Source organism: Stutzerimonas stutzeri (assembly GCF_018138085.1).
Lineage (GTDB): Bacteria > Pseudomonadota > Gammaproteobacteria > Pseudomonadales > Pseudomonadaceae > Stutzerimonas > Stutzerimonas stutzeri_AI.
On record NZ_CP073105.1, the window covers coordinates 2,603,695 to 2,627,891 of the forward strand.

Annotated in this window: 20 protein-coding genes and 1 pseudogene; 15 read left to right on the forward strand and 6 right to left on the reverse strand. The window is 63.8% G+C overall.

The annotated features are described in order from the left end of the window. The first annotated feature begins 84 nt into the window (after nucleotides 1–84). From KCX70_RS11955 to KCX70_RS11995, 9 genes and pseudogenes are all read left to right on the forward strand, one after another. Nucleotides 85–1,248, forward strand: coding sequence for an isovaleryl-CoA dehydrogenase (locus KCX70_RS11955; protein WP_212617677.1), 1,164 nt, complete (start codon nucleotides 85–87; stop codon nucleotides 1,246–1,248). Nucleotides 1,249–1,327: 79 nt separating this feature from the next. Beyond that, on the forward strand, nucleotides 1,328–2,935 hold the full coding sequence (locus KCX70_RS11960; RefSeq protein ID WP_212617678.1) for a carboxyl transferase domain-containing protein: 1,608 nt from the start codon (nucleotides 1,328–1,330) through the stop codon (nucleotides 2,933–2,935). 96 nt (nucleotides 2,936–3,031) lie between these two features. Beyond that, nucleotides 3,032–3,835, forward strand: coding sequence for a gamma-carboxygeranoyl-CoA hydratase (locus tag KCX70_RS11965; RefSeq protein WP_212617679.1), 804 nt, complete (start codon nucleotides 3,032–3,034; stop codon nucleotides 3,833–3,835). 712 nt (nucleotides 3,836–4,547) lie between these two features. After that, nucleotides 4,548–4,641: pseudogene (locus KCX70_RS23515) on the forward strand (biotin carboxylase N-terminal domain-containing protein); the annotation flags it as partial. A 133-nt stretch (nucleotides 4,642–4,774) separates the two neighbouring features. After that, complete coding sequence (locus KCX70_RS11975; protein ID WP_212617681.1) at nucleotides 4,775–6,694, forward strand: acetyl/propionyl/methylcrotonyl-CoA carboxylase subunit alpha; 1,920 nt, start codon at nucleotides 4,775–4,777, stop codon at nucleotides 6,692–6,694. 148 nt (nucleotides 6,695–6,842) lie between these two features. After that, on the forward strand, nucleotides 6,843–7,742 hold the full coding sequence (locus tag KCX70_RS11980) for a hydroxymethylglutaryl-CoA lyase (protein ID WP_021209296.1): 900 nt from the start codon (nucleotides 6,843–6,845) through the stop codon (nucleotides 7,740–7,742). Nucleotides 7,743–7,890: 148 nt separating this feature from the next. Then, nucleotides 7,891–8,586: a CoA transferase subunit A gene (locus tag KCX70_RS11985; RefSeq protein ID WP_212617682.1), complete on the forward strand. Its 696-nt coding sequence runs from the start codon at nucleotides 7,891–7,893 to the stop codon at nucleotides 8,584–8,586. A 2-nt stretch (nucleotides 8,587–8,588) separates the two neighbouring features. Then, a complete protein-coding gene (locus KCX70_RS11990; RefSeq protein WP_212617683.1) occupies nucleotides 8,589–9,215 on the forward strand; it encodes a CoA transferase subunit B in 627 nt (208 codons plus the stop codon). A gap of 138 nt (nucleotides 9,216–9,353) precedes the next feature. After that, entirely contained in the window at nucleotides 9,354–9,749 is a 396-nt protein-coding gene (locus tag KCX70_RS11995; protein ID WP_021209293.1) for a MerR family transcriptional regulator, read from the forward strand. Nucleotides 9,750–10,020: 271 nt separating this feature from the next. On the opposite strand, the gene KCX70_RS12000 is transcribed toward KCX70_RS11995, so the two are convergent. Next, complete coding sequence (locus tag KCX70_RS12000) at nucleotides 10,021–11,094, reverse strand: M20/M25/M40 family metallo-hydrolase (RefSeq protein WP_212617684.1); 1,074 nt, start codon at nucleotides 11,092–11,094, stop codon at nucleotides 10,021–10,023. Nucleotides 11,095–11,498: 404 nt separating this feature from the next. Here KCX70_RS12000 and KCX70_RS12005 point away from each other — a divergent pair, with 404 nt between their 5' ends. The 4 genes from KCX70_RS12005 (at nucleotide 11,499) to KCX70_RS12020 (ending at nucleotide 16,364) form a co-directional block, all read left to right on the forward strand. Beyond that, on the forward strand, nucleotides 11,499–12,584 hold the full coding sequence (locus KCX70_RS12005) for a TRAP transporter substrate-binding protein (protein ID WP_212617685.1): 1,086 nt from the start codon (nucleotides 11,499–11,501) through the stop codon (nucleotides 12,582–12,584). Nucleotides 12,585–12,764: 180 nt separating this feature from the next. Next, nucleotides 12,765–13,379, forward strand: a complete 615-nt coding sequence (locus tag KCX70_RS12010) for a TRAP transporter small permease subunit (protein WP_249121635.1) — start codon at nucleotides 12,765–12,767, stop codon at nucleotides 13,377–13,379. 16 nt (nucleotides 13,380–13,395) lie between these two features. Then, nucleotides 13,396–14,763, forward strand: a complete 1,368-nt coding sequence (locus KCX70_RS12015) for a TRAP transporter large permease (protein ID WP_021209289.1) — start codon at nucleotides 13,396–13,398, stop codon at nucleotides 14,761–14,763. Nucleotides 14,764–14,873: 110 nt separating this feature from the next. Further along, nucleotides 14,874–16,364: a sigma-54 interaction domain-containing protein gene (locus KCX70_RS12020; RefSeq protein ID WP_021209288.1), complete on the forward strand. Its 1,491-nt coding sequence runs from the start codon at nucleotides 14,874–14,876 to the stop codon at nucleotides 16,362–16,364. 145 nt (nucleotides 16,365–16,509) lie between these two features. Here the strand turns inward: KCX70_RS12020 and KCX70_RS12025 are convergent, their stop codons facing one another. Further along, complete coding sequence (locus tag KCX70_RS12025) at nucleotides 16,510–17,280, reverse strand: 3-hydroxybutyrate dehydrogenase (RefSeq protein ID WP_212617686.1); 771 nt, start codon at nucleotides 17,278–17,280, stop codon at nucleotides 16,510–16,512. Between the two features lie 681 nt (nucleotides 17,281–17,961). Between KCX70_RS12025 and KCX70_RS12030 the strand changes: the two genes are divergently transcribed. Further along, nucleotides 17,962–18,306, forward strand: coding sequence for a general stress protein (locus KCX70_RS12030; RefSeq protein ID WP_102850484.1), 345 nt, complete (start codon nucleotides 17,962–17,964; stop codon nucleotides 18,304–18,306). A gap of 65 nt (nucleotides 18,307–18,371) precedes the next feature. Beyond that, the gene (locus KCX70_RS12035) at nucleotides 18,372–18,581 is read left to right on the forward strand and encodes a DUF2795 domain-containing protein (RefSeq protein WP_212617687.1); all 210 of its coding nucleotides are present in this window, start codon (nucleotides 18,372–18,374) and stop codon (nucleotides 18,579–18,581) included. 229 nt (nucleotides 18,582–18,810) lie between these two features. Here the strand turns inward: KCX70_RS12035 and pgm are convergent, their stop codons facing one another. The 4 genes from pgm to KCX70_RS12055 form a co-directional block, all read right to left on the reverse strand. Next, complete coding sequence (gene pgm / locus KCX70_RS12040; protein ID WP_212617688.1) at nucleotides 18,811–20,475, reverse strand: phosphoglucomutase (alpha-D-glucose-1,6-bisphosphate-dependent); 1,665 nt, start codon at nucleotides 20,473–20,475, stop codon at nucleotides 18,811–18,813. Nucleotides 20,476–20,884: 409 nt separating this feature from the next. Further along, nucleotides 20,885–21,670 (reverse strand): alpha/beta fold hydrolase, encoded by a 786-nt coding sequence (locus KCX70_RS12045; RefSeq protein WP_212620412.1) that lies wholly within the window; start codon nucleotides 21,668–21,670, stop codon nucleotides 20,885–20,887. Between the two features lie 121 nt (nucleotides 21,671–21,791). Further along, nucleotides 21,792–23,420 carry an AMP-binding protein gene (locus KCX70_RS12050; RefSeq protein WP_212617689.1) on the reverse strand — a complete coding sequence of 543 codons (1,629 nt, stop codon included), beginning with the start codon at nucleotides 23,418–23,420 and terminating at the stop codon, nucleotides 21,792–21,794. A gap of 233 nt (nucleotides 23,421–23,653) precedes the next feature. Beyond that, nucleotides 23,654–24,058 carry a RidA family protein gene (locus tag KCX70_RS12055; protein ID WP_212617690.1) on the reverse strand — a complete coding sequence of 135 codons (405 nt, stop codon included), beginning with the start codon at nucleotides 24,056–24,058 and terminating at the stop codon, nucleotides 23,654–23,656. Nucleotides 24,059–24,197: the final 139 nt, after the last annotated feature.

Here is a 24,197-nt window from a genome sequence, read left to right on the forward strand (position 1 = left end):
AACAGGTTGCAGGACACGCCGATTCAACGTTTCACGGCGGCCGGCAGTCGAACCAGAACAACGACAAAATCGAACAGGTGGCACATGAACTACTCCGGCCTCAACTTCGCCCTCGGTGAAACCGTCGACATGCTCCGCGACCAGGTGCGCGGTTTCGTGGCCGACGAACTGGCGCCCCGCGCCGAAGCCATCGACCGCGACAACCTCTTTCCCAGCGACATGTGGCGCAAGTTCGGCGACATGGGCCTGCTCGGTATCACCATAGACGAGGAATACGGCGGCGCCGGCATGGGCTACCTGGCCCACGTCGTCGCGCTCGAAGAAATCAGCCGCGGCTCGGCCTCGGTGGGGCTGTCCTACGGCGCGCATTCGAACCTGTGCGTCAATCAGATAAACCGCAACGGCACGCCGGAGCAGAAGGCGAAATACCTGCCCATGCTGGTCTCCGGTGAACACGTCGGCGCGCTGGCCATGAGCGAGCCCAATGCTGGCTCCGACGTCGTGTCGATGAAGCTGCGCGCCGACCGCAAGGGCGATCGCTTCGTGCTCAACGGCAGCAAGACCTGGATCACCAACGGCCCGGACGCCAATACCTACGTGATCTACGCCAAGACCGACCTGGACAAGGGCGCCCATGGCATCACCGCCTTCATCGTCGAGCGCGATTGGAAGGGTTTCAGCCGTGGCAACAAGTTCGACAAGCTCGGCATGCGCGGCTCCAACACCTGCGAGCTGTTCTTCGACGACGTCGAGGTACCAGAAGAGAACGTACTGGGCGTCGAGAACGGCGGCGTCAAGGTGCTGATGAGCGGGCTGGACTACGAACGCGTGGTGCTCGCTGGCGGCCCGGTCGGGATCATGCAGGCCTGCCTGGACGTGGTGGTGCCCTACATCCACGACCGCAAGCAGTTCGGCCAGAGCATCGGCGAGTTCCAGTTCATTCAGGGCAAGGTCGCCGACATGTACACCCAGCTCAACGCCAGCCGCGCCTATCTGTATACGGTCGCCCAGGCCTGCGACCGCGCCGAAACCACCCGCAAGGATGCCGCTGGCGTAATCCTCTACACCGCCGAAGCGGCAACACAGATGGCGCTGCAGGCGATCCAGATTCTCGGTGGCAACGGCTACATCAACGAATTCCCCACCGGCCGGCTGCTGCGCGACGCCAAGCTCTACGAGATTGGCGCCGGGACCAGCGAGATCCGCCGGATGCTGATCGGGCGTGAGTTGTTCAACGAAACGAAATAAAAGCGGCTGCAGGCTGCAAGCTCCAGGCAACCGGCCTGCAGCCTGTGGCTTGAAGCCTGTAGCCCGAACGGAGTTCGTCATGGCCATCCTGAACACCCAAATCAACACCCGCTCGCCCGAATTCGCCGCTAACCGCGACGCGATGTTCGGGCAGGTGGAAACTCTTCGCGCGCTGCTCGCCAAGGTCAGCGAAGGCGGCGGCGAGAAAGCCCAGCAGCGCCATGTGTCGCGCGGCAAATTGCTGGTGCGTGATCGCATCGACGCCCTGCTCGACCCGGGCTCGGCATTTCTCGAAGTCGCGCCTCTGGCCGCCTACGAGGTGTACGGCGAGGACGTCGCCGCCGCCGGCGTGGTTGCAGGCATCGGCCGGGTCGAAGGCGTCGAATGCATGATCATCGCCAACGACGCCACCGTGAAAGGCGGCAGTTACTACCCGCTCACCGTGAAAAAACACCTGCGCGCCCAGGCCATCGCTCAGCAGAACCGGCTGCCGTGCATCTACCTGGTCGACTCAGGCGGCGCCAACCTGCCGCGCCAGGACGAAGTCTTTCCGGACCGCGAACACTTCGGCCGCATCTTCTTCAACCAGGCCAACATGAGCGCCATGGGGATCGCGCAGATCGCAGTGGTCATGGGCTCGTGCACCGCCGGCGGCGCCTACGTACCGGCGATGGCGGACGAGACCATCATGGTGCGCAATCAGGCGACCATCTTTCTGGCCGGCCCGCCGCTGGTAAAGGCGGCCACTGGCGAAGTGGTCACCGCCGAGGACCTGGGCGGTGCCGACGTGCACTGCAAGATTTCCGGGGTTGCCGACCACTACGCCGAAAGCGACGAACATGCGCTGGCCATCGCCCGTCGCTGCGTCGCCAACCTGAACTGGCAGAAGCTCGGCCATCTGCAGGCCCGGGAACCCCGCGCACCGCTGTACCCGCCCGAGGAGCTGTACGGGGTGATTCCCGCCCAGGCCAAGCAGCCCTACGACGTGCGCGAAGTCATCGCACGCCTGGTGGACGGCAGCGAATTCGACGAATTCAAGGCCCTGTTCGGTACCACGCTGGTCTGCGGCTTCGCCCATCTGCACGGCTATCCGATCGCCATCCTGGCGAATAACGGCATCCTCTTCGCCGAAGCCGCGCAAAAAGGCGCGCACTTCATCGAACTGGCCTGCCAGCGCGGAATCCCGCTGCTGTTTCTGCAGAACATCACCGGCTTCATGGTCGGGCAGAAATACGAGACCGGGGGCATCGCCAAACACGGCGCCAAGCTGGTCACCGCGGTGGCCTGCGCCCAGGTACCGAAATTCACCGTGGTCATTGGCGGCAGCTTCGGCGCCGGCAACTACGGCATGTGCGGTCGCGCCTATGATCCGCGCTTCCTGTGGATGTGGCCCAACGCGCGCATCGGCGTGATGGGCGGCGAGCAGGCGGCCGGCGTACTGGTGCAGGTCAAACGTGAACAGGCCGAGCGCAGCGGCCAGCAGTTTTCCGATCAAGACGAGCAGCAGCTCAAGCAGCCGATCCTCGAGCAGTACGAGCGCCAGGGGCATCCCTACTATTCCAGTGCACGGCTGTGGGATGACGGTGTGATTGATCCGGCGCAGACGCGCGATGTGCTGGGCCTGGCACTCTCGGCGAGTCTCAACGCACCGATCGAACCGACCCGCTTTGGTGTATTCCGGATGTAAGGGAAAAACCGATAACCGCGCTAGAGGCTGGAGGCTGGACGTCCTGCCTCCAGCTTCTAGCCAAGGGCCGAAGGCCTTCGTCTGCAGGAACCATTTATGAGCTCGTCGACCTTTAACACCATCGAACTCGAATATGCCGAGAAAGGCTTCGCCACGCTCTGGCTCAATCGCCCGGAGAAGAACAACGCTTTCAATGCCGAGATGATTCGCGAGCTGGTGCTGGCTATCGACCAGGTGCAGGCCAACAAGAATTTGCGCTTCTTGCTGCTGCGCGGCCGCGGCAAGCACTTCTGTGCCGGCGCTGACCTGGCCTGGATGCAGCAATCGGCGCAGCTGGATTTCAACGCCAACCTTAATGACGCCCGTGAGCTGGCCGAACTCATGTACAGCCTCTACCACCTCAAACTGCCGACGCTGGCCGTGGTGCAAGGCGCGGCGTTCGGTGGCGCGGTCGGGCTGGTCGCCTGTTGTGACATGGCTATTGGCGCGCACGACGCGGTGTTCTCGCTCTCCGAGGTGCGCATCGGCCTGGCGCCGGCCGTGATCAGTCCATTCGTCGTCAAGGCCATGGGTGAGCGCGCCGCGCGGCGCTACGCCATGACCGGCGAACGCTTCAGCGGCGAACGCGCCCGCGAACTGGGCCTGCTCTCGGAAACCTATGCCGCCGCCGAACTGGACGACGCCCTGCACGGCTGGCTCGATAACCTGATGCTCAACAGCCCGCAGGCCATGCGTGCCAGCAAGGATCTGCTGCGCGAAGCCAGCAGCGCATCGGTCAGCCCCGCGTTGCGTCGCTATACGGAAAATGCGATCGCCCGCATCCGTGTCAGCCCGGAAGGCCAGGAGGGGCTCAACGCCTTTCTGGAGAAGCGCAAGCCGCGCTGGTTGGGAGAGGTTTGATGCTCCGGGTTGTCTGGGATTCCGCCCCCTCACCCCAGCCCTCTCCCCAGGGGGGCGAGGGGGTTGGGTCGTGCGGCGCGATGGCGGCTCGTCGCAATGCTCGCGCGCTGCCGATACAGCGGACGAGCCGTGGTGCGCATCGCTTGGCTGAAGCCCTTTCGAATAAAACACAAGCTGGCGTAGTCGGACGCTTGACCACCGAACTGGCCTGGAACACTGCCCCCTCACCCCAGCCCTCTCCCCAGAGGGGCGAGGGGGTTGGGTCGTGCACCGCCTGGGTCGCGACGCCGGTCCGCGGCGACGCTGGTGTTACGTCAATTCACCGGAGAAGCCATCGGGTGCGTCTTTCGGCTGAAGTTTTTTCTGGAAGAGCGCAGTCCCGGGCGGTTGGGAGAGGCTCGATGCTCCGAGTCGCCTGGAACACCGCCCCCTCACCCCAGCCCTCTCCCCATAGGGGCGAGGGGGTTGAGTCGTGCGGAATTTGGAGCGCGATGCCGGCCCGCGGCGACGCTGGTGCTACGCCACCAGCTCGGAAAAGTCATCGCGCCTACCGCAGCGATGGCAACGATGCTCGTTCTGCCACATCAACCAGGCGAGCGACCGGCTACCAAACCACACCATTTCTTCGCCTCACTCCGTCATCCCCTCGCCCCTCCGGGGAGAGGGTTAGGGTGAGGGGAAACGACCTCCAGACCGCGCAGGAGCCACAGCAATGATTACGCATCTCCTGGTCGCCAACCGCGGCGAGACCGCCTGCCGCGTGATGCGCACCGCCAAGGCCGCGGGCCTGACCACCGTTACGGTATTTCACCTGGCCAGGCGCGCAGCCCGCTACCAAACCACACCATTTCTTCGCCTCACACCGTCATCCCCTCGCCCCTCCGGGGAGAGGGTTAGGGTGAGGGGAAACGACCTCAAGGCCACGCAGGAGCCACAACAATGATCACTACCCTCCTGGTCGCCAACCGCGGTGAGATTGCTTGCCGCGTGATGCGTACCGCCAAGGCCATGGGCCTGACCACCGTTGCCGTGCACAGCGCGATCGACCGTGACGCCCGCCACGCCCGCGAGGCCGATATTCGTATCGACCTCGGCGGCGCCAAGCCGGCCGAGAGCTATCTGCGGATCGACAAGCTGATCGCTGCCGCCAGGGCCAGCGGCGCCCAGGCGATCCACCCGGGCTATGGCTTCCTTTCCGAGAACGCCGACTTCGCCCGTGCCATCGAGGATGCCGGCCTGATCTTCCTCGGCCCGCCCGCCTCGGCCATCGACGCCATGGGCAGTAAATCCGCCGCCAAGGCGCTGATGGAAAAAGCCGGCGTGCCGCTGGTGCCCGGTTACCACGGCGAAGCGCAGGACGTGGAGACCTTCCGCGTCGCTGCCGAGAAGATCGGCTACCCGGTCCTTCTCAAAGCCACCGCCGGTGGTGGCGGCAAGGGCATGAAGGTGGTCGAGCGCGAAGCAGACCTCGCCGAGGCGCTGCAATCGGCCCAGCGCGAGGCGCAGTCGTCGTTCGGTGACTCGCGCATGCTTGTCGAAAAATACGTGCTCAAACCACGCCACGTGGAGATCCAGGTGTTTGCCGATCAGCACGGCAACTGCCTGTACCTCAATGAACGAGACTGCTCGATTCAGCGCCGGCATCAGAAGGTCGTCGAGGAAGCGCCGGCGCCGGGACTCCCCCCCGAGCTGCGACGCGCCATGGGCGAGGCGGCGGTGAAGGCGGCGCAAGCCATCGGCTACGTCGGCGCCGGCACGGTCGAGTTCCTGCTCGACGCGCGCGGCGAATTCTTCTTCATGGAGATGAATACCCGTCTGCAGGTCGAGCACCCGGTGACCGAGGCCATTACCGGCCTGGACCTGGTCGCCTGGCAGATCCGCGTCGCCCGGGGCGAGCCGCTGCCGATCACTCAAGAGCAGGTGCCGCTCATTGGTCATGCCATCGAAGTGCGGCTGTATGCCGAGGACCCGGACAACGACTTTCTCCCGGCTACCGGGACGTTGGACCTGTACCGCAAATCCACCGCTGGCCCCGGCCGTCGCGTCGACAGTGGCGTCGCCGAAGGCGACACGGTGTCCCCCTTCTACGACCCGATGCTCGGCAAGCTGATCGCCTGGGGCGAGAACCGCGAGGAAGCGCGCCTGCGTCTGCTGGCGATGCTGGAGGAAACCTGCGTCGGCGGCGTGCGCACCAACCTGGCGTTTCTGCGCCGCGTCATCGGCCATCCCGCCTTCGCCGCGGCCGAGCTGGACACCGGGTTCATTCCCCGTCACGAAGCCGAACTGATGCGTACACCCGGCGAGCTGGGCGATGCGTTCTGGCAACTGGCGGGCGAGCTTTACGCACAAACCGAACCCGCCAGGGTCCGCAATGACGACGCCCATTCGCCCTGGGCACGGCGCGACGGCTTGCGTTTCGGCATGCCGGCGCGGACCGGCGTACATCTGCAATGCAACGGGGAAAACCGGCTGGTGCGCATCGATGCGGCCAGCGCAACCCAGCCTGCCACCACGGGTCAGGCGATGCGTCGGCCAAAGGCGATTCGCAAGGGCGAGACCCTTTACCTTGAATGGAACGGAGAATTGCAGGCGGTGACGGCCCTCGACCCCATCGCTGAAGTCGAAGCCAGCCACCAGCACCACGGCGGGCTGACCGCCCCAATGAACGGCAGCATCGTGCGGGTACTGGTCGAGCCCGGGCAAAGCGTCGAAGCCGGTGCCACACTGGTTGTGCTCGAGGCCATGAAAATGGAACACAGCATCCGCGCGCAACAGGCCGGCGTGGTCAAAGGCCTGTTCTGCGCCGAAGGCGAGATGGTCAACGAAGGCACGGTGCTGCTGGAGATGGAAGAGGCTTGACGATGGCCAGGGTCGGACAGGGTTCGCCGTTTTCCACCCTGCGCACGAACGCAAACGCCGCAGGCTTTTCCACCGCAGCCGATGCGGCCTCGGATGACACAACGAAACCGGTGAGCCCGCACAATCGCACTCACCTCCTGGAGGACATATGAGCCTGCCCAAACAGGTCCGTCTGGTCGAAGTCGGACCGCGCGACGGCCTGCAGAACGAGAAGCAGCCGATCAGCGTGGCGGATAAAGTGCGCCTGGTCGATGACCTTACCGCGGCCGGACTTCGCTACATCGAAGTCGGCAGCTTCGTCTCACCCAAGTGGGTGCCGCAGATGGCAGGGTCGGCCGAGGTGTTCGCGCAGATCCGGCAGAAGCCGGGCGTGACCTACGCGGCGCTGACGCCGAATCTCAAGGGCCTTGAAGCGGCCATCGAAGCCGGCGTCAGCGAGGTCGCGGTGTTCGGTGCCGCCTCCGAAGCCTTCTCGCAGAAGAACATCAACTGCTCCATCGAGGAGAGCCTGGCACGCTTCGCGCCGCTGATGGCGGCCGCGCGCGAGCATGGCATCCAGGTGCGCGGCTATGTGTCCTGCGTGCTGGGCTGCCCGTACGAAGGGGAAATCGACCCGAAGCGCGTCGCCCATGTCGCCCGCGAGCTGTTCGCCATGGGCTGCTACGAGGTCTCCCTGGGCGACACCATCGGCACCGGGACGCCGGGCAAGACCCGCCAGCTGATCGAAGCGGTCAGCCGCGAGGTGCCGCGCGACAAGCTGGCCGGGCATTTTCACGACACCTATGGCCAGGCGCTGGCGAACATCTACGCAAGCCTGCAGGAAGGCCTTTGCACCTTCGACAGTTCGGTGGCCGGGCTCGGTGGTTGCCCCTACGCCAAGGGTGCCAGCGGCAACGTCGCCAGTGAAGACGTGCTCTATATGCTGAACGGCCTGGGTATCGATACCGGCGTTGACCTCGATGGGCTGATCGCCGCCGGGCAACGCATCAGTGATGTGCTCGGTCGGCCCAACGGGTCTCGCGTCGCCCGGGCTCGCAGTGGCAGCTGACGCCGTATTTCGGTGGGAGGCGCGCCCTCGCGGCGATGCGGATCGCAGGTCCGCCTGCTGAAGAAAAGCTTCGGCGCGAGGTCGGGCCTCCCACAAAAGTGGCACCTGTGACATTCGGCGCCAGGTCAGAACAACAAGAGAGGTCTATATGAACAAGATCTATCCCAACGCCAAGCAGGCGCTCGACGGCCTGGTCGAGAACGGCATGACCCTCGCCGTCGGCGGCTTCGGCCTGTGCGGCATTCCCGAGGCACTGATCGAGGCGCTGCGCGACACCGGCAGGAAGAACCTCACGGTCATCAGCAACAACGCCGGCGTGGACGGCTTCGGGCTCGGCCTGCTGCTCGAGTCGCGCCAGGTGCGCAAGATGATCTCGTCCTACGTAGGCGAGAACAAGGAGTTCGAGCGCCAGTACCTGGCGGGCGAGCTGGAACTCGAATTCACACCCCAAGGCACCCTGGCCGAGAAGCTGCGCGCCGGCGGCTCCGGCATTCCTGCGTTCTTCACCCGCACCGGCTACGGCACCTTGATCGCCGAGGGCAAGGAAACCCGTCAGTTCAACGGCGAGTGGTACGTGATGGAAGAGTCACTGACCGCCGACATCGCGCTGGTCAAGGCATACAAAGCCGACAAGGCGGGCAATCTGGTGTTCAACAAGACCGCGCGCAACTTCAACCCACTGGCCGCCATGGCCGGCAAGGTCTGCGTGGTGGAGGTCGATCATCTGGTGGAAACCGGCGAACTGGACCCCGACCAGATCCACCTCCCGGGGATCTACGTGCAGCGCATCATCCACAACCCGAACGCCGAGAAGCGCATCGAAAAACGTACGGTGAGGAGCTGATCATGGCCTGGACACGTGAACAGATGGCGCAGCGCGCCGCGCAAGAGTTGCAGGACGGTTTCTACGTCAATCTCGGTATCGGGCTGCCGACCCTAGTCGCCAACTACATTCCCGAAGGCATGGACGTCTGGCTGCAGAGCGAGAACGGCCTGCTCGGTATCGGCCCCTTCCCCACCGAGGACGAGGTCGACCCGGACCTGATCAACGCCGGCAAGCAGACCGTCACCGCCCTGCCCGGCAGCGCCTTCTTCGACAACGCCATGAGCTTCGGCATGATCCGCGGCGGCCATATCAACCTGGCGATTCTCGGCGCCATGCAGGTGTCCGAGAAAGGCGACCTGGCGAACTGGATGATCCCCGGCAAGATGGTCAAGGGCATGGGCGGCGCGATGGATCTGGTGGCGGGCGTCAAGCGCGTCGTGGTGCTGATGGAGCATACCGCCAAGGGTGCGCACAAGATCATCAGGCAGTGTGATCTTCCGCTGACCGGCGTCGGTGTGGTGGACCGCATCATCACCGACCTCGGCGTGCTGGATGTCACCGAGCAGGGGCTGAAACTGGTCGAGCTGGCTGATGGCGTAAGCTTCGAGCAGATCCAGGAAGCGACTGGCTGCACGATTCGACGCTGAAGCACGACGCTGGCCAGAAGCCACTGGGCATCGGGCCAGCGCAGCGTGTAGCCTTGGACCGAAGCAACATCGCAGCAGTGGCGAAACGCGCCCGGCTCGTCGCGAGCCGCGGGTGGACAGGCAAGACTGGATATTTTCATGGCAAAGCAGACTTACAGCATTTCCGATTTGGCCAACGAGCTCGACATCACCACCCGAGCGATCCGCTTCTATGAAGAGCAAGGCATGCTCTCGCCGACCCGGCGCGGCCAGGAGCGTATCTACAGCCCCAAGGATCGCGTTGCGCTAAAGCTGATCCTGCGCGGCAAGCGCATCGGCTTTTCCCTCGCCGAGTGCAAAACGCTGATCGAACTCTATGACCCCAAGGCCGGCAACCAGAAGCAGCTGAACATCATGCTCGGCATGATCGCCGAGCGTCGTCAGCAGCTCGAACAGCAACTGCTCGACATCCAGCAGATGCAGTTGGAGCTGGACACCGCCGAGGAACGCTGCCTGACCGCGCTGAAAGCGACCGTGGACAAGGCGGCCAGCTGAAGCCCCGAGCGGCAGCGGCGCAATCCGTCTGCTTTCCGCGGATCGTAAACGCTGGTGGGCTGAAGCGGCACGCCGCCCGGCCCACACAACGAGACGTTTCGGCAGCGCGCACGCGGGACGATCCAGGCCCCAACGGATGTTGGCTGCAAGCACCTTCCGTAGGGCAGGCGTAGCCCACTGCCGGGCCTCTACCAATCCACACAGTCACTGAAGCGAAACGCCGCGTCCCATTCGCTCGCCATGCAGCGGCTAACGATGCCGGTGCTTTCCGTCAGGGCGCACCGATATCCAGCAGGTAGGCCACCAGCGTACGCGTACAGGCCTGCATTGCATCCCGGGTGATCAGCTCGTAGCCATGGGTGTTTTCGGTCGGCATCGCCAGGCATCCGGCACGCGGCGATGCCCCGGAGCCGAGCACTGCGCTTGCATCGGAGGCGAATCCAGGCATGAGCGCGGGTTGCGGTGTATAGCCACAGCGAATGGCAGCCGCCAGCAAATCGTCCGAAATCGCCTTGGTGTACAACCCTTTCTCGTCGCCGGTGAGGATGATCGGATCGGCGCACAGCCGAGTCCCGTACTCCTCGGCGATGGGCCCCACTTCCAACGCGATGCAAACGTCACCCGGCAGGGTTCTCGCCGCGTACTGGGCGCCCGAGTTGGTCTCTTCCTCATTGGTGGTCAGGACGATATACACATCCTGCTTGAGATCGCTTTTGCGCTGAGCGAGCTGTTCGGCCGCGCGCAATGCAGCGACTACCGGCGCACGGTCGTCGAGAAAATGCGCAGCGATGGCATCGTTCACCCGAAACGGCCGTCGCCAGTGCTGGCTCAGCACCACACGCGAGCCGGGCCGAACGCCCATCTCGACCAGCTCAGCCTGGGTGCGACGGGTAATCACATGGACATCGGCCCACTGCACGTTGCCACCGAGAATATGCGCCGACTGGGGCGATTCCGAGGTGCCGTGCATCGTGCCGAACGACAAAACGCCGGGCAGTACATCCGTCTCGCCCATCACATCGACCGGGCACATGCCGAAGTTGACCGGGAATGCCCCACCCAACGCGACCACATGCAGGCGGCCGTCCTCAGCGATGCGCTTCACGACCATGGCGATCTCGTCCTGATGCGCCATGACACGAATGGCACGCGACTGGGCGGTTTCGCGTGACACGCCGGCAGCCCGGATCACCCCCACCAGATTGTCAGCAGCATCCATCCATACCTCATCGCAGCTCGCTTCGAGCTCGCGGCGACACACCGCCCGCACCTCTTCCTCCTGACCGCCTGGCCCACGGGCCAGCAATAGAGATTCGAGCAACGCAAAGTCCGCCTCGATCGACATGCATCCTCCTATTCGGATTGGTATCCCCAGTTCTGACCGCAGCATGAACGGAGCGTGCCACCACCGGCGAAACCACTAAGCAGAGGTGCTCTGGAAAACGATGCCCAGGCTTCGCCCCGCGACGAAGCTGCCCGTATGTCTGGAAATAAGGACACATTTCCATATTTCTGGACGATCACAACCTCGCTCCCTTCATATGTCCATTTTTCTGGATAACCGATCACCTTTCTGCGGCCAAAAAGCCTCTAGAACGGGGCATACAGCAGCTTCACGAACCCAGGCACAAAAACTGCTAGGTAATATCCGCAACGCGCCAGATCACCGGAACGAGAACGCTGCGGCGGCTCGTTCCGCGTCCCGGCTAGACCGGGCTGCATACCAAAACAACAAAAAAGGAATCTGTAATGTCGATCACCAAGAAGCTTTCCCGCCTCGCCTGCGCCATCGGCACCACCGCACTGCTCAGCGCGACACTGGTGAGCGCCAATGCCACCGCCGCCGAAAAGATCCGCTGGCAGGTTCCGCTGGCCTTCCCGTCGCACCTGATCGGCCTGACCACTCCCATCAAGCATCTGTCCGAATCGCTCAAGGCCATTTCCGGCGGCGACATCCAGCTGCGCTACTACGAACCCGGTGAGCTGGTGCCGCCGTTCGAAATCATGGATGCGGTCAGCAACGGCAAGTATCCGGCCGGCTACACCTGGATCGGCTACGACCAGGGCACCATCCCGGCGTTGCCGCTGTACTCGGGCGCACCCTTCAACATGGAGCCGCCGGCGTACCTCGCCTGGTACTACGAGGGCGACGGCAAGAAGCTGCTCGAGGAAATCTACGCCGAACGCAACATCCACCCGATGCTGTGCAGCATCATCGGCCCGGAAGGCGCCGGCTGGTTCGCCAAACCGGTCGAGAAGCTGGAAGACTTCGACGGCCTGCGCATCCGCTTTGCCGGCATTGGCGGCAAGGTGCTGGAAAAGCTCGGCGCTTCGGTCACCATGATTCCGGGCGGCGAGATCTACCAGGCGCTGGAGCGCAAGACCATCGACGCCACCGAGTTCTCCCAGCCGGCGATCGACAAGATGCTGGGCCTGGACCAGATCATCAAGAACTACATCATGCCGGGCTGGCATCAGACGCTGACCACCTCGCACCTGCTGGTCAACAAGGGCGTCTGGGACAAGCTGGAGCCGCAAAGCCGCGCGCTAATCGAGATGGGTTGCGAATCGGCGACGCTCAAAAGCTTCGCCGAAAGCGAGTGGGCGCAGCCGACCGCCTTGCGTGACTACGAGAAGCAGGGCGTGAAGGCGCAGGTTTTGCCGGAGCCGGTGCTGCGTGAACTGGAGCGCGTGACCAACGAAGTGCTGGACGAAATCGCCGCCAAGGATGAGATGTTCAACCGCGTCCTGACCAGCCAGCGCGACTTCATGAAGCATCATTCCATCTGGCACAGCAAAGGCTACCTGCCGCGCGATTTCTACAAGTACGACTGACCGCAGCGTCAAGCCGGTGCCCCTGGGCGGGTCTCCCCCAGGTTCGAATGATCGGACAGGATGCGCAGCGGCGGTTTCGCTGCGCTTGCCCGCCCACACGAGCCCGCCCCGCCTTCCGGAGCACTGGCCGCCCGATCAGGCCGTGCATGTATTTTCCAATTTCGGATCTCCGAGGTGGCCGTGTCCGCTCATCCCGTTTCCCCTAACGAAGCAGTGCCCGCCGCCCAAGCGGATGCACTGCCGCACAATCGATTGTCCTACTGGCTGGACAAGGCCCTGGTCGCGATCGGCGAAGCCAGCGCCTGGATATGGCTGCTGGTACTGGCTGTGGTGTTGACCAACGTGTTCAGCCGCTTCGTGCTGTCGCGCGGCTCCATCGCCCTGGAAGAACTGTCCTGGCACCTGTTCGGCGCCGCCCTGATGCTCGCCCTGGCCTACGCGGTAGTGCGCGACGATCACGTACGCGTCGATGTGCTGCGAGAGAAGTTCAGCCTGCGCAGCCAGGCCGTCATCGAGCTCCTGGCAATCGTCTTCCTGGCCTTGCCAGTGGTGGTGATGATGGTCGATGCGCTGGTGCCCTTCGCCTACCAGGCCTTCATATACGACGAGCGCTCCCAGGCACCCAGTGGCCTGCCGCACCGCTTCATCTTCAAGAGTGTGTTGCCGCTCGGCCTGACGCTGTTGGCGCTGGCCCTGCTCTCACGCGCCAGTCGTTGCAGCACGCTGTTGTTCAATTTTCCGCGGGTCTTCACGGCCCCGACGCATGACCGCGACCGCGGCCATTCGCAGCCCTGATGGAGTAGCCGTAATCATGGGTCTGGAACAAATTCTCGTCATCAGCATGTTCGCCACCTTCATGGGCCTGTTGCTGCTCGGCTTCCCGGTGGCCTGGTCGCTGGCTGGCATCGGACTGCTGTTCGCCGTGTTCGGCCATGTACTGGTCGAATATTTCGACGCCGATCTCTGGTTCACCTGGGACGGCACCATCGGCGTGCTGGATGCGCGCATCTACGGCATCGTCGCCAACGAACTGATGGTCGCGCTGCCGCTGTTCATTTTCATGGGCATCATGCTCGACCGCTCCGGCATCGCCGAGCGGCTGATGCACAGCCTGGTGCGGGTACTTGGTCCGCTGCGCGGCGGCTACGCAGTGACCGTGGTGCTGGTGGGCATCCTGCTCGCGGCTTCCACCGGCATCGTCGGCGCTTCGGTGGCGCTGCTCGGCATGCTCTCCATCGGCCCGATGCTGCAAGCCAAGTACAACAAGAGCCTGGCCGTCGGCACTGCCTGTTCGGTCGGCACCCTGGGCATCCTGATTCCGCCGAGCATCATGCTGGTGTTGATGGCCGACCGCCTGGGTACGTCCGAGGCCTCGGTGGGCAAGCTGTTCATGGGCGCGTTGATCCCCGGCATGTTGCTGGCATTGATGTACATCCTCTACATCGTCGTGGTGTCCTGGCTGAAGAAGGACTTCGCCCCCGCGCCGGCCAACCGCTCGAAGCTCGACGGACGTGCGCTGCTCGATGTGTTCTGGGCCGTGGTGCCGCCCTTCGTACTGATCCTCGCGGTGCTTGGCTCGATCTTCTTCGGCATCGCCACTACTACCGAAGCCTCGGCGGTCGGCGCCGTTGGCGCGGTGATCATGGCCGCCTGCAGCCGCAAGCTGAACCTCGCGGTTCTCAAGGAAGCGCTGTACCAGACCAGCCGCACCTCGGCGTTTATCTTCGGCATCTTCATCGGCGCCACGGTATTCGCCGCCGTGCTGCGCGGCCTGGGTGGTGATGACGTGATCCGTTCGGCGCTGACCGGCCTGCCCTTTGGCCAGACCGGCGTGCTGCTGACCGTGCTGTTCATTACCTTTCTGCTGGGGTTCTTCCTGGACTGGGTGGAGATCACGCTGATCATCCTGCCGCTGGTCGCGCCGGTGCTGTTCTCCATGGGCGTCGATCCGCTGTGGTTCGCGATTCTCTTCGCGCTCTGCCTGCAGACCTCCTTCCTGACCCCGCCGGTGGGCTTCGCGCTGTTCTACATCAAGGGCGTCTGCCCGCCGGAAGTGACCACGCGCGACGTTTACCTGGGCGTGTTGCCCTACATCCTGATTCAACTGCTGGGGCTGGCGCTGGTGTTCTTCTTCGCGCCGCTGGCGACCTGGCTGCCGAATGAGGTGTATGCCCAGTAAAGGCCAGCTTTACAGGCCTATTTCAGCCTTTGCGCGGCGTACCGGCTGCCTTGCTCCGAGCAGCCGGCGCCTCCCATAATCTGGCGATCTCAACATGACTGAGCTTTTCCATGGCAATTGCACGCAACGACCTAGACCATGATGGCTTGGTGATCGGCGTCTCGCCCGAACGTTTTCGCGCCGTGGCGATGCCGCTGCTGTTCGACCATCTCAACGCGCAGTGCGAAGGCACCATCGCGGTCAATCGACAGGCGCGCATCGTCTGGATCAACGACAAGTACGCCGAGAAGATCGGCATCAGCGACCCCCGCGGCGTACTCGGCAAGGAGGTCGAGGAAGTGCTGCCGGCCAGCCGCCTGCGCGAAGTGGTCGACAGCGGCCTGCCGAGCATGCTCGACCTCATGGCGTTCGGCGACGAGCACTTCGTGGTAACGCGTATTCCACTGCGTGACGAAGACGGCACCCTCGTCGGTGCCCTGGGCTTCGTGCTGTTCGACCGTGCGCAGCACCTCAAGCCACTGATGTCCAAGTTCAACATCCTGCAGACCCAGCTGGTCGCCACCCAGAACGAGCTGGCCAAGGCCCGCCGGGCGCGCTACACCATCGCCGGCTTCATCGGCACCAGCCCGGCCGCCAGCGAAGTGAAGCGCCAGGCCCGGCGCGCCGCGCAGCTGGATGCCACGGTGCTGATCCGCGGCGAAACCGGCACCGGCAAGGAGCTGCTGGCCCAGGGCATCCACAACCTGTCACCGCGCGCCAATGGCCCCTTCGTGGCAGTCAACGTGGCGGCGATACCGGAAACCCTGGTCGAAGCCGAGCTCTTCGGCACAGCCCCAGGCGCCTTTACCGGCGCCGATCGCAAGGCGCGCATCGGCAAGTTCGAAGTGGCCAATGGCGGCACCCTGTTCCTCGACGAGATCGGCGACCTACCCCTGGCCTTGCAGGCCAAGCTGTTGCGGGTGTTGCAGGAGCAGGAAATCGAGCCGCTGGGCTCCAACCAGGTCAAACCGCTCAATGTACGGGTCATCGCCGCCACGCATATCGACCTGGAAGCCAAGGTCGCTGCCGGCGAGTTTCGCGACGACCTCTACTACCGGCTCAACGTGCTGGCATTGCAGGTCCCGCCGCTGCGCGAGCGCGCCGCCGACATTCCGGCCGTGATCGAGCACCTGCTCGACGACATCGCCAACCGGTCCGGCCAGGCGCCGATGGAGCTGGCGCCAAGCGCGATTGCATTGCTCTGCAGCCAGCCGTGGCGGGGCAATGTTCGCGAGCTGGGCAACCTGCTTGAACGAGCACAGCTGAGCGCAGATGGAACGCCATTGGAGGCGCGGCATTTCCTGCCACTGCTGGGTACGCAGAACGTCGCCCCACCACAGGCCGCCATCGTGCAACCTGAACCGACCTTCGCGGAGCCCGCAGCGCAAGCCGACGCGCCGTTGCAGCGCTTGGCCGAGAGCATCGCCCAGGCCGAGCGCCGCGCCTTGCAAACCGCCCTGCTCGCTTGCAAAGGCAACCGCCGCCGTGCTGCAACCGAGCTGGGCATCTCCCGCGCCAGTTTGTATTCCAAGCTGCAACTGCACGGGCTGAGCGAGCGATAACGCGCCCGCTGCGAAAGGTCTTGTGGCTCGCGCAGCCGGTGGCAGCGCTCGAGCCTCTCCGTCCGCCTTATCGCTGGCAATTTCAACGCTGCGCCCCGGAGCGAGCCGAAGCGTAACCCCGCTTCGCCCACCCCGCGCTCCGTCGCTACTGCGCCAGCCAGCCGCCGTCGACGTTCCAGGCAACGCCACGGACCTGACGCGCGGCATCGCTGCACAGGAACACCGCCAGTTCGCCCAGCTGTTCCGGCGTGACGAAATCCAGCGACGGTTGCTTTTCCATCAGCAGTTCACGGGTCGCGCGGATCGGGTCGCCGTGAGTCTGGGCCTTGCTGTCGATCTGCTGCTGCACCAGCGGCGTCAGCACCCAGCCGGGACAGAGCGCATTGCAGGTCACACCCGTGGTGGCGGTTTCCAGCGCAACGGTCTTGGTCAGGCCCACCAGGCCATGCTTGGCCGCCACATAGGCGGCTTTCTGCGCCGAGGCCACCAAGCCATGGACCGAGGCGACATTGATGATTCGCCCCCAGTTGCGCTCACGCATCCCGGGCAGGGCCAGGCGCATGGTGTGGAACGCAGAGGAAAGATTGATCGCGATGATGCTGTCCCAGCGCTCGACCGGAAAGGTCTCGATCGGCGCCACGTGCTGGATGCCGGCGTTGTTGACCAACACATCGACCGCGCCGAACTCGCGCTCGGTCTGGCCGACCAGATCGGCGATCTGATCCGCATCGGACACGTCTGCCGGGTGATGCATCACCCGCGTGCCGTGTGCCGAGACGCGCTCGAGCGCGGCGTCCACATCGCCGAATCCATTGAGCATCACATTGGCGCCGGCCTCGGCCAGCTTGCAGGCGATACCCAGGCCGATGCCACTGGTCGAGCCGGTGATCAATGCGGTCTTGCCTTTGAGAATCATGACGGGCTCCGATGGCTACGAAGGGCTACCAGGCCAGCGCTACGAACGGTGCCGGGTTGACCATCAGCATAGCGGCTCGCAGGACCGGTGCCGCGCGGAGCCGCGGCCGGGCTCGACGACGCGAGTATTGGCGTCACGCCATTGGAAGGTGAGTCATTCATGGATATTCCTTATTGTTCTGATCGCGGCACGCACCGCTAGCCCGCTTCGATCCGCGACGGCCAGCAAGCGAGACACTGACAAGCACAGCGAAAGCCGTGCCAGACTGGATCGGGCATTGGTAAATACGCTCTCGCCTGCACAGGGCGCGCCCCGTGTCGCTGCCAGGACAGCATTGGCCAGAGCAATACGCTCTTCGCCATGTCCGCACCTCTGGACATGCTCACCACGCGACACACCTTCACGAACAGCCATGTCCTGCGTGCTGGACAGCGCTGTGCCCCCCTCGGCTTCGGCGACGGGCATCCAAGTATGTTGGGCCAGGGCTTTTTCGTTATCGGCGCCACGGTTAGCGCCGTCCGGTTAGTTGTCGGATCTGAACTACCGCTCATCGTCGATCGATAAGTGGCTAGAACTCTGATGGGCTCTTATTTTCTGAGTAATTAGGCGACGGGCAATGCAGCGGATCGCATTATTTGTCGTCTCGTTAATATCGACTTTCAAGACAGAAGGAGTATCTCCATGGCTGACAAGAAAGAAGGCATGAGCGTTAACGAAGCGGGACGCAAAGGTGGTGAAGCAACCTCTGCAACGCATGACAAAGAGTTCTACCAAGAGATCGGCAGTAAAGGTGGACAGAACAGTGGCGGCAACTTTGCCAACGACCCGGAACGCGCTTCCGAGGCCGGTCGCAAAGGCGGCCAAAATAGCGGCGGCAACTTCGCCAATGACCGCGAACGCGCTTCCGAAGCCGGCCAAAAAGGCGGCCAGAGCAGCGGCGGCAACTTCGCCAACGACCGAGAAAAAGCGTCTGAAGCCGGCCGTAAAGGCGGTGAGCACAGCCACGGCGGTGGCCGTAACAGCTGATCGAGTCTGGTGCAGCAACCAGGGCGAAGGCTGAGCTTTCGCCCTCTCTTTTAGAGGAGGCTCCTATGACACGAGGTGTTGGCGGTGAGTCATCCGCAAACGTCACGACGTTTCTCAAAGGGATCGACTATCCCGCGCGGAAAGAGCAACTGGTCAAGCACGCACAGCAAAATGGCGCCGAATCGTCGGTAATCGATGTGCTGCAAAAAATGACGGATCAGGAATACGACAACATGGCCGATGTTATGAAAGGTTATGGCGAAACACGAAACTAGCCGATTGTGAAGACGCTTCGTTAAATGAAAGCGAGCATGAGTTAATTAGTGTTCGTTTATAAATGCCAAGCCGGAATAACCAGCTTGGCATTTTATCTTTGGCGACTGCTTTAAACGTCCAGCGACCGGTTTTAATCACCACTTACACGGGTTACGCATCTATGTAACCCGTGCGATCAAGAGCGGGCGCCCTTCGCGGTTCGCCCTTGCGCGGCGAACCATGTCGGTACTAGCCGGCGAGTACAGCATCGACCAGCGCTTTGGCCTCGTCCTGAATACGCTGGAGGTGCGCCTCGCCTTCGAAGCTCTCGGCGTAAATCTTGTAGACATCCTCGGTACCGGACGGCCGCGCGGCGAACCAGCCGTTGTCGGTGACCACCTTGAGCCCGCCGATGGCGGCGCCGTTGCCCGGAGCCTCGGTGAGGATCTGAGTGATCCGCTGGCCGGCCAGTTCGCCTGCGGTGACCTGCGAGGCCGAAAGCTTGCCCAGCTTGGCCTTCTGCTCCCGGTTGGCCGGCGCGTCGATGCGCTGATACACCGGAGCGCCGAAGCGGTCGGTCAGCGCCTGATAGCGCTCGCCCGGGTCCTTGCCGGTCACCGCGGTGATCTCAGCGGCGAGCAGGCCGAGGATCAGGCCATCCTTGTCGGTGGACCAGGCGTCGCCCTGCTTGCGCAGGAAAGACGCGCCCGCGGATTCCTCACCGCCAAAGCCCAGGCTGCCGTCCATCAGGCCGTCGACGAACCACTTGAAGCCCACCGGCACCTCCACCACCTTGCGATCGATGCCCTTGGCGACGCGGTCGATCATCGACGAGGACACCAACGTCTTGCCGATGCCCGCCGTGGCGCTCCACTCAGGGCGATGGGTGAACAGGTATTCGATGGCGACGGCCAGGTAATGATTGGGGTTCAGCAGCCCCACCGAACGCGCGACGATGCCGTGCCGGTCATGGTCGGTGTCGCAGGCAAAGGAGACGTCGAAGCGGTCCTTGTTTTCGATCAGGCCGGCCATGGCATGGGGAGAGCTGCAATCCATGCGAATCTTGCCATCCCAGTCCAGGCGCATGAAGCGGAACGTCGGGTCGACGCGGGTGGAGAGGACTTCCAGCGGCAGACGATAGCGCTCAGCGATACGCGTCCAGTAGTGCACGCCAGCGCCGCCCAGTGGATCGACGCCGAACTTCAGCCCGCTGTTGCGGATCGCTTCCAGATCGATCACCTGCTCCAGGCCGCCCACGTAGCTTTCGATGAAATCGAAGCGCTGCGTCGTCGGTGCTTTGAGCGCCTGCGCGTAATCCACCCGTTGCACGCCGATCAGCCCGGCAATTAACAGCGCGTTGGCGCGATCCTGGATCCACTTGGTCACACCGGTATCGGCCGGGCCGCCATTGGTGGGGTTGTATTTAAAGCCGCCGTCGGCGGGCGGGTTGTGCGACGGGGTGATGACGATGCCGTCAGCCAGGCCGCTGCTGCGACCGGCGTTGTACTCGAGGATGGCATTGGAGATGGCCGGCGTCGGCGTGTAGCCGGGCTCGCCATTGGTTTCGCTGCAGCCGGCGTCGATGCGTGTCTCGACGCCGTTGGCCGCCAGTACCTCCAGGGCGGAAACGAACGCCGGTTCGGATAACGCATGGGTGTCCATGCCAACGAAGATCGGACCGTCGATGCTCTGCTCGCGGCGGTAGTCGCAGATCGCCTGCGTGGTCGCCAGGATATGCCACTCGTTGAAGCTGTTTTTCAGCGACGAGCCGCGGTGGCCGGAAGTGCCGAACGCCACTTGCTGCGCCGGATCGGATGGATCGGGGCGTTCGCTGTAATAGCGCGAGATCAACCGCGGAATGTTGGTCAGGGTGTGTTCGTCCGGAAGGCGTCCTGCATGGGAATCGAGACTCATCTGTCGTTCCTTTAAAGGTGAAAACGTGGGTTCTGGCTTAACCGTGGTCGCAGGCAAACGCCGAAGCGGTCGGTCGGCGCCGCGCGTCTAGGCGCTAAGACCACCCATCCTTGGGCTTTGGTTCCCGTGCAAGGCGAATATCGGGGCACAGCGGCGGCGCATCATAGATGCCGCGCCCCAGCCCAGCAAAGCGTCAGGTTGACTCGCGCTTCGAGCAGCTCTGCTGCATCGCGCCGACCACAGGCGTACCGCCGCGGCCGCCCGATTGGCACAGCGTGCACCGACCCGCTTTTTCGCGAGAGGCGCGACCCGCGGCGAAAGCGGGCTTGCGGTCGGCTCGAAAGCAACAGCTCCGCCCCGAGAGCGGGCTTATACAAAAAGCGCAACCCGAGTGGCGCCAGCTGCGGTTTCAGCGATGCACAGCCTGAAGGAAGGTGGCAACAACGTCGATAACGGCATCGGGCTGCTCGCGATGCGGGAGATGGCGGCAGCCGTCGAACAGCACCATCTGCGCGCTGCCTGCGCTAAGTTCGACGATACGCTGCGGGTGCGCGGCGGTGCCGTACTCGTCTTCCCGACCGTGGATGGCCAGCAGCGGGCATTGGATGAGCGGCGCGCTGTCGGCCAGCGTCCAATGCGCATGGGCGTCGGACAGCCAGGTGTCGACCCAGGCCGCGAGCACCCACTCGGCCTTGTCGCCATGGTACGGACGCAACCTGTCCATCTGCCCCGGTTCGGCGAACAGCGCCCGGGCTTCGCGAATGCCCTGCAGCGTGCGGTCTTCGACGAAAGCCATGGCCGACTCGGTGACCAATGCCCGACAACGACCCGGGTAATGCGCCGCCACGCTGGCAGCCATGGCCCCGCCCACGCTGTGGCCGAAGACGATGAAGTCTTCGACGCCCAGGCCCCGGCACACCAGCGGGAAGTATCTTGCGGCTTCATCGCCGATGAACCGCGTCGACCAACCTCCCGGATGCACCGCAGAACGGCCGAAGCCCAGCCGGTCATACGCGATGACGTCGCGCCGGGTGGCAGCCGCGAGCCGCTCGGGGAAGTCGCGCCACAATTCGACGCAGCCGAGCGAGTCATGCAACAGGATGATGGGGACCTGCTCCGCGTTCGCCCGCCAGCGACGCGTGAATACCTCACCGTATTCGGTGGCCAGATAGCGATCTTCGGTTTCGATGTTCACCGGTTGATTCCTTGCTCGGACGCCTGTTGCCAGTCGTCCCGATGCCTGCGTCGACGCGTGATGCACGGGAGTGCGGTGCTCAGGGTCCGACTGCCTGAGTCTGCGCGACCCGAGTCCGATATCAGCCGGGCACCGCCGTTGGCTGGGCGGTCTTTTCCCGGTCGCGCAGCAGGAAGCGCTGGATCTTGCCGCTCGGGGTCTTGGGCAGCTCCGTGACGAATTCGATCTCGCGGGGATAGGCATGCGCCGACAGTCGTTGGCGAACGTGCTGCTGCAACTGCTCGGCCAGCGCCGCGTTAGCAGGGTGACTGGCATGCAGCACCACGAACGCCTTCACCAGCTCGGTGCGCTCCGGGTCCGGTTTGCCGATCACCGCCGCCTCGATCACCGCGGGATGCTCGACCAAGGCACTCTCGACGTCGAAAGGGCCGACACGGTAGCCGGAGGTGGTTATCACGTCGTCGGCGCGGCCGACGAAGCTGATGCTGCCATCGGGATTCAACTCAACGGTATCGCCGCTGAGGTAGTAGTCACCCACGAACGCCTTGGCTTTCGCGCCTACATAGCCGGCGAACCAGAGCAGCGGCGAGCGCTTGCGATCCAGCGCCAGCATGCCGGGCGTGCCGGGCTCCAACTCCCGCTGCTGCTCGTCCAGCACCACGACCCGGTGCCCTGGCATGGCATAGCCGGCAGTGCCGATATTCACCGCATGGCTCAGGGCGTGGTGATTGCACAGCACCATCCCCAGCTCGGTCTGGCCATAGTGATCATGGATGGTGCAGCCAAGGCCGCTCCTGAACCAGCGAATCACTTCCGGCGTGAGAGGCTCACCGGCGCTGCTGACGGCACGCAACTGCCCCTTGAGCTTGCCTTCTACCTCGGCTCGGGCGGCAAGCAGCATGCGGAATGCGGTCGGCGAGCCGGCCATATTGTTGATGCCGTATTCGCTTATCACGCGACAGGTGCTTTCGACCGTGAAGCCGCCTTCGTAGAATAACGTACTGTGGCCCATCGCCAGCGGCCCGGTGACGGCGTAGTACAAGCCATACGCCCAGCCCGGGTCGGCGATGTTCCAGAACTGATCCTCCGGCCGCAGATCGACCGCATCGCGCATATACATGACGAAGGCAACGATGGCCTTGAGCGGTACGTGCAACTGCTTTGCAGGGCCGGTGGTGCCGGAGGTGAACATGGCCAGGAAAGGCGCCTCGCCATCGAGCAGAACCGGCTCGAAATCGGCGGACTGACGATTGAGCTGGGTCCAGAAGTCATCCGTTCCAGCGCCCACGACGAGCCGTCGCGGCGCCGCCTCGATGGCGTCCAGCTTGCTGTCGTTCGCCTCGTCCGTCACGACCATCTTCGCGCCGGACTCCTTGATCCGGTGCTCGACTGCTTTCGGGCCGAATGCAGTGAACAGCGGCTGGTAGATCGCGCCAAGGCGCCAGGTGCCCAGGATGGTGATGAGCAACTCAGGTGTGCGCGGCAGCAGTCCGGCGACGGTATCGCCCGGTTTGATGCCATAGCTGTCGAGAAGATTGGCAAAGCGCGCGGCAGCGGCCTTGAGCTGTGCAAAGGTCCAGTCGGCCCGCTGCCCGTCGCGACCTTCCCAGCGGAGCGCGACCTTATCCGAGGCGGCATGCCGGTCGCAGCACTCGACGCAGGCATTCATCGCCGACAAGTCGCCCGAAAGAATGGCCGACACCGTCTGGTCGTAGTCGAACTCGCTGGCCGCAGTGACGTAATCGCGCATGGCTGGCTCCTGGATTTATTGTTATGAGGTGCCCCGATAGTGGCGTCGCGTGTCATCGGCAACAATGGCAAAAGCCATCAAGCTGGCTGAATGTTTTGGACAACCGGGCGAGCGTGACGGGCGCCAGCGCCGGGCCATATCAGGGCCCGGGCAGCGCCGCCACCAGCCGACGGCCTCGCGCCTTGCTGCAAGGCGTCCGTGTCGGCAGCGCCTGCAGACGGCGCGAGATGGGTTCAGACCTCGGCCTTCTCCGGCAGCTTCGCGATCACCTTGATCTCGAACTGGAAGCCATACAGCCAGGTGACACCGACGGCGGTCAGCGTCGGGTGCGGTGCCTGCCCCCAGTACTCGGGGACGACCTTCCAGACGGTTTCGAACGTCGCCTGCGCATCGACCATGAAGATGCTGACATCCAGCACGTCATCGAAGGTGCAGTCAGCCGCCCGCAAGATGGCGTTCAGGTTGTCGAACGCGCGTCGCACCTGAGCTTCGAGATCGGGCTCAGGCGAACCATCCTCGCGGCTGCCGACCTGCCCCGAAACGAACAGAAGGCCGTTGGAACGGATCGCCGGCGAATAGCGATTGCGCTCGTAGAGCGCCTGGCGGCCAGCTGGAAAAACAACGTCGCGTGGGGTCATTGGATAGCTCCTCTGCTACAGGTCGTCGCCGACCGGTGATTGATGATGAGCCCAATCTAGGTGCGCGGGCCTTGGCGATAAACTGGCGCTTCTACCCATCACTGTTTGTAAAATCCAAACAATCTTTGGGAGAGAGAGC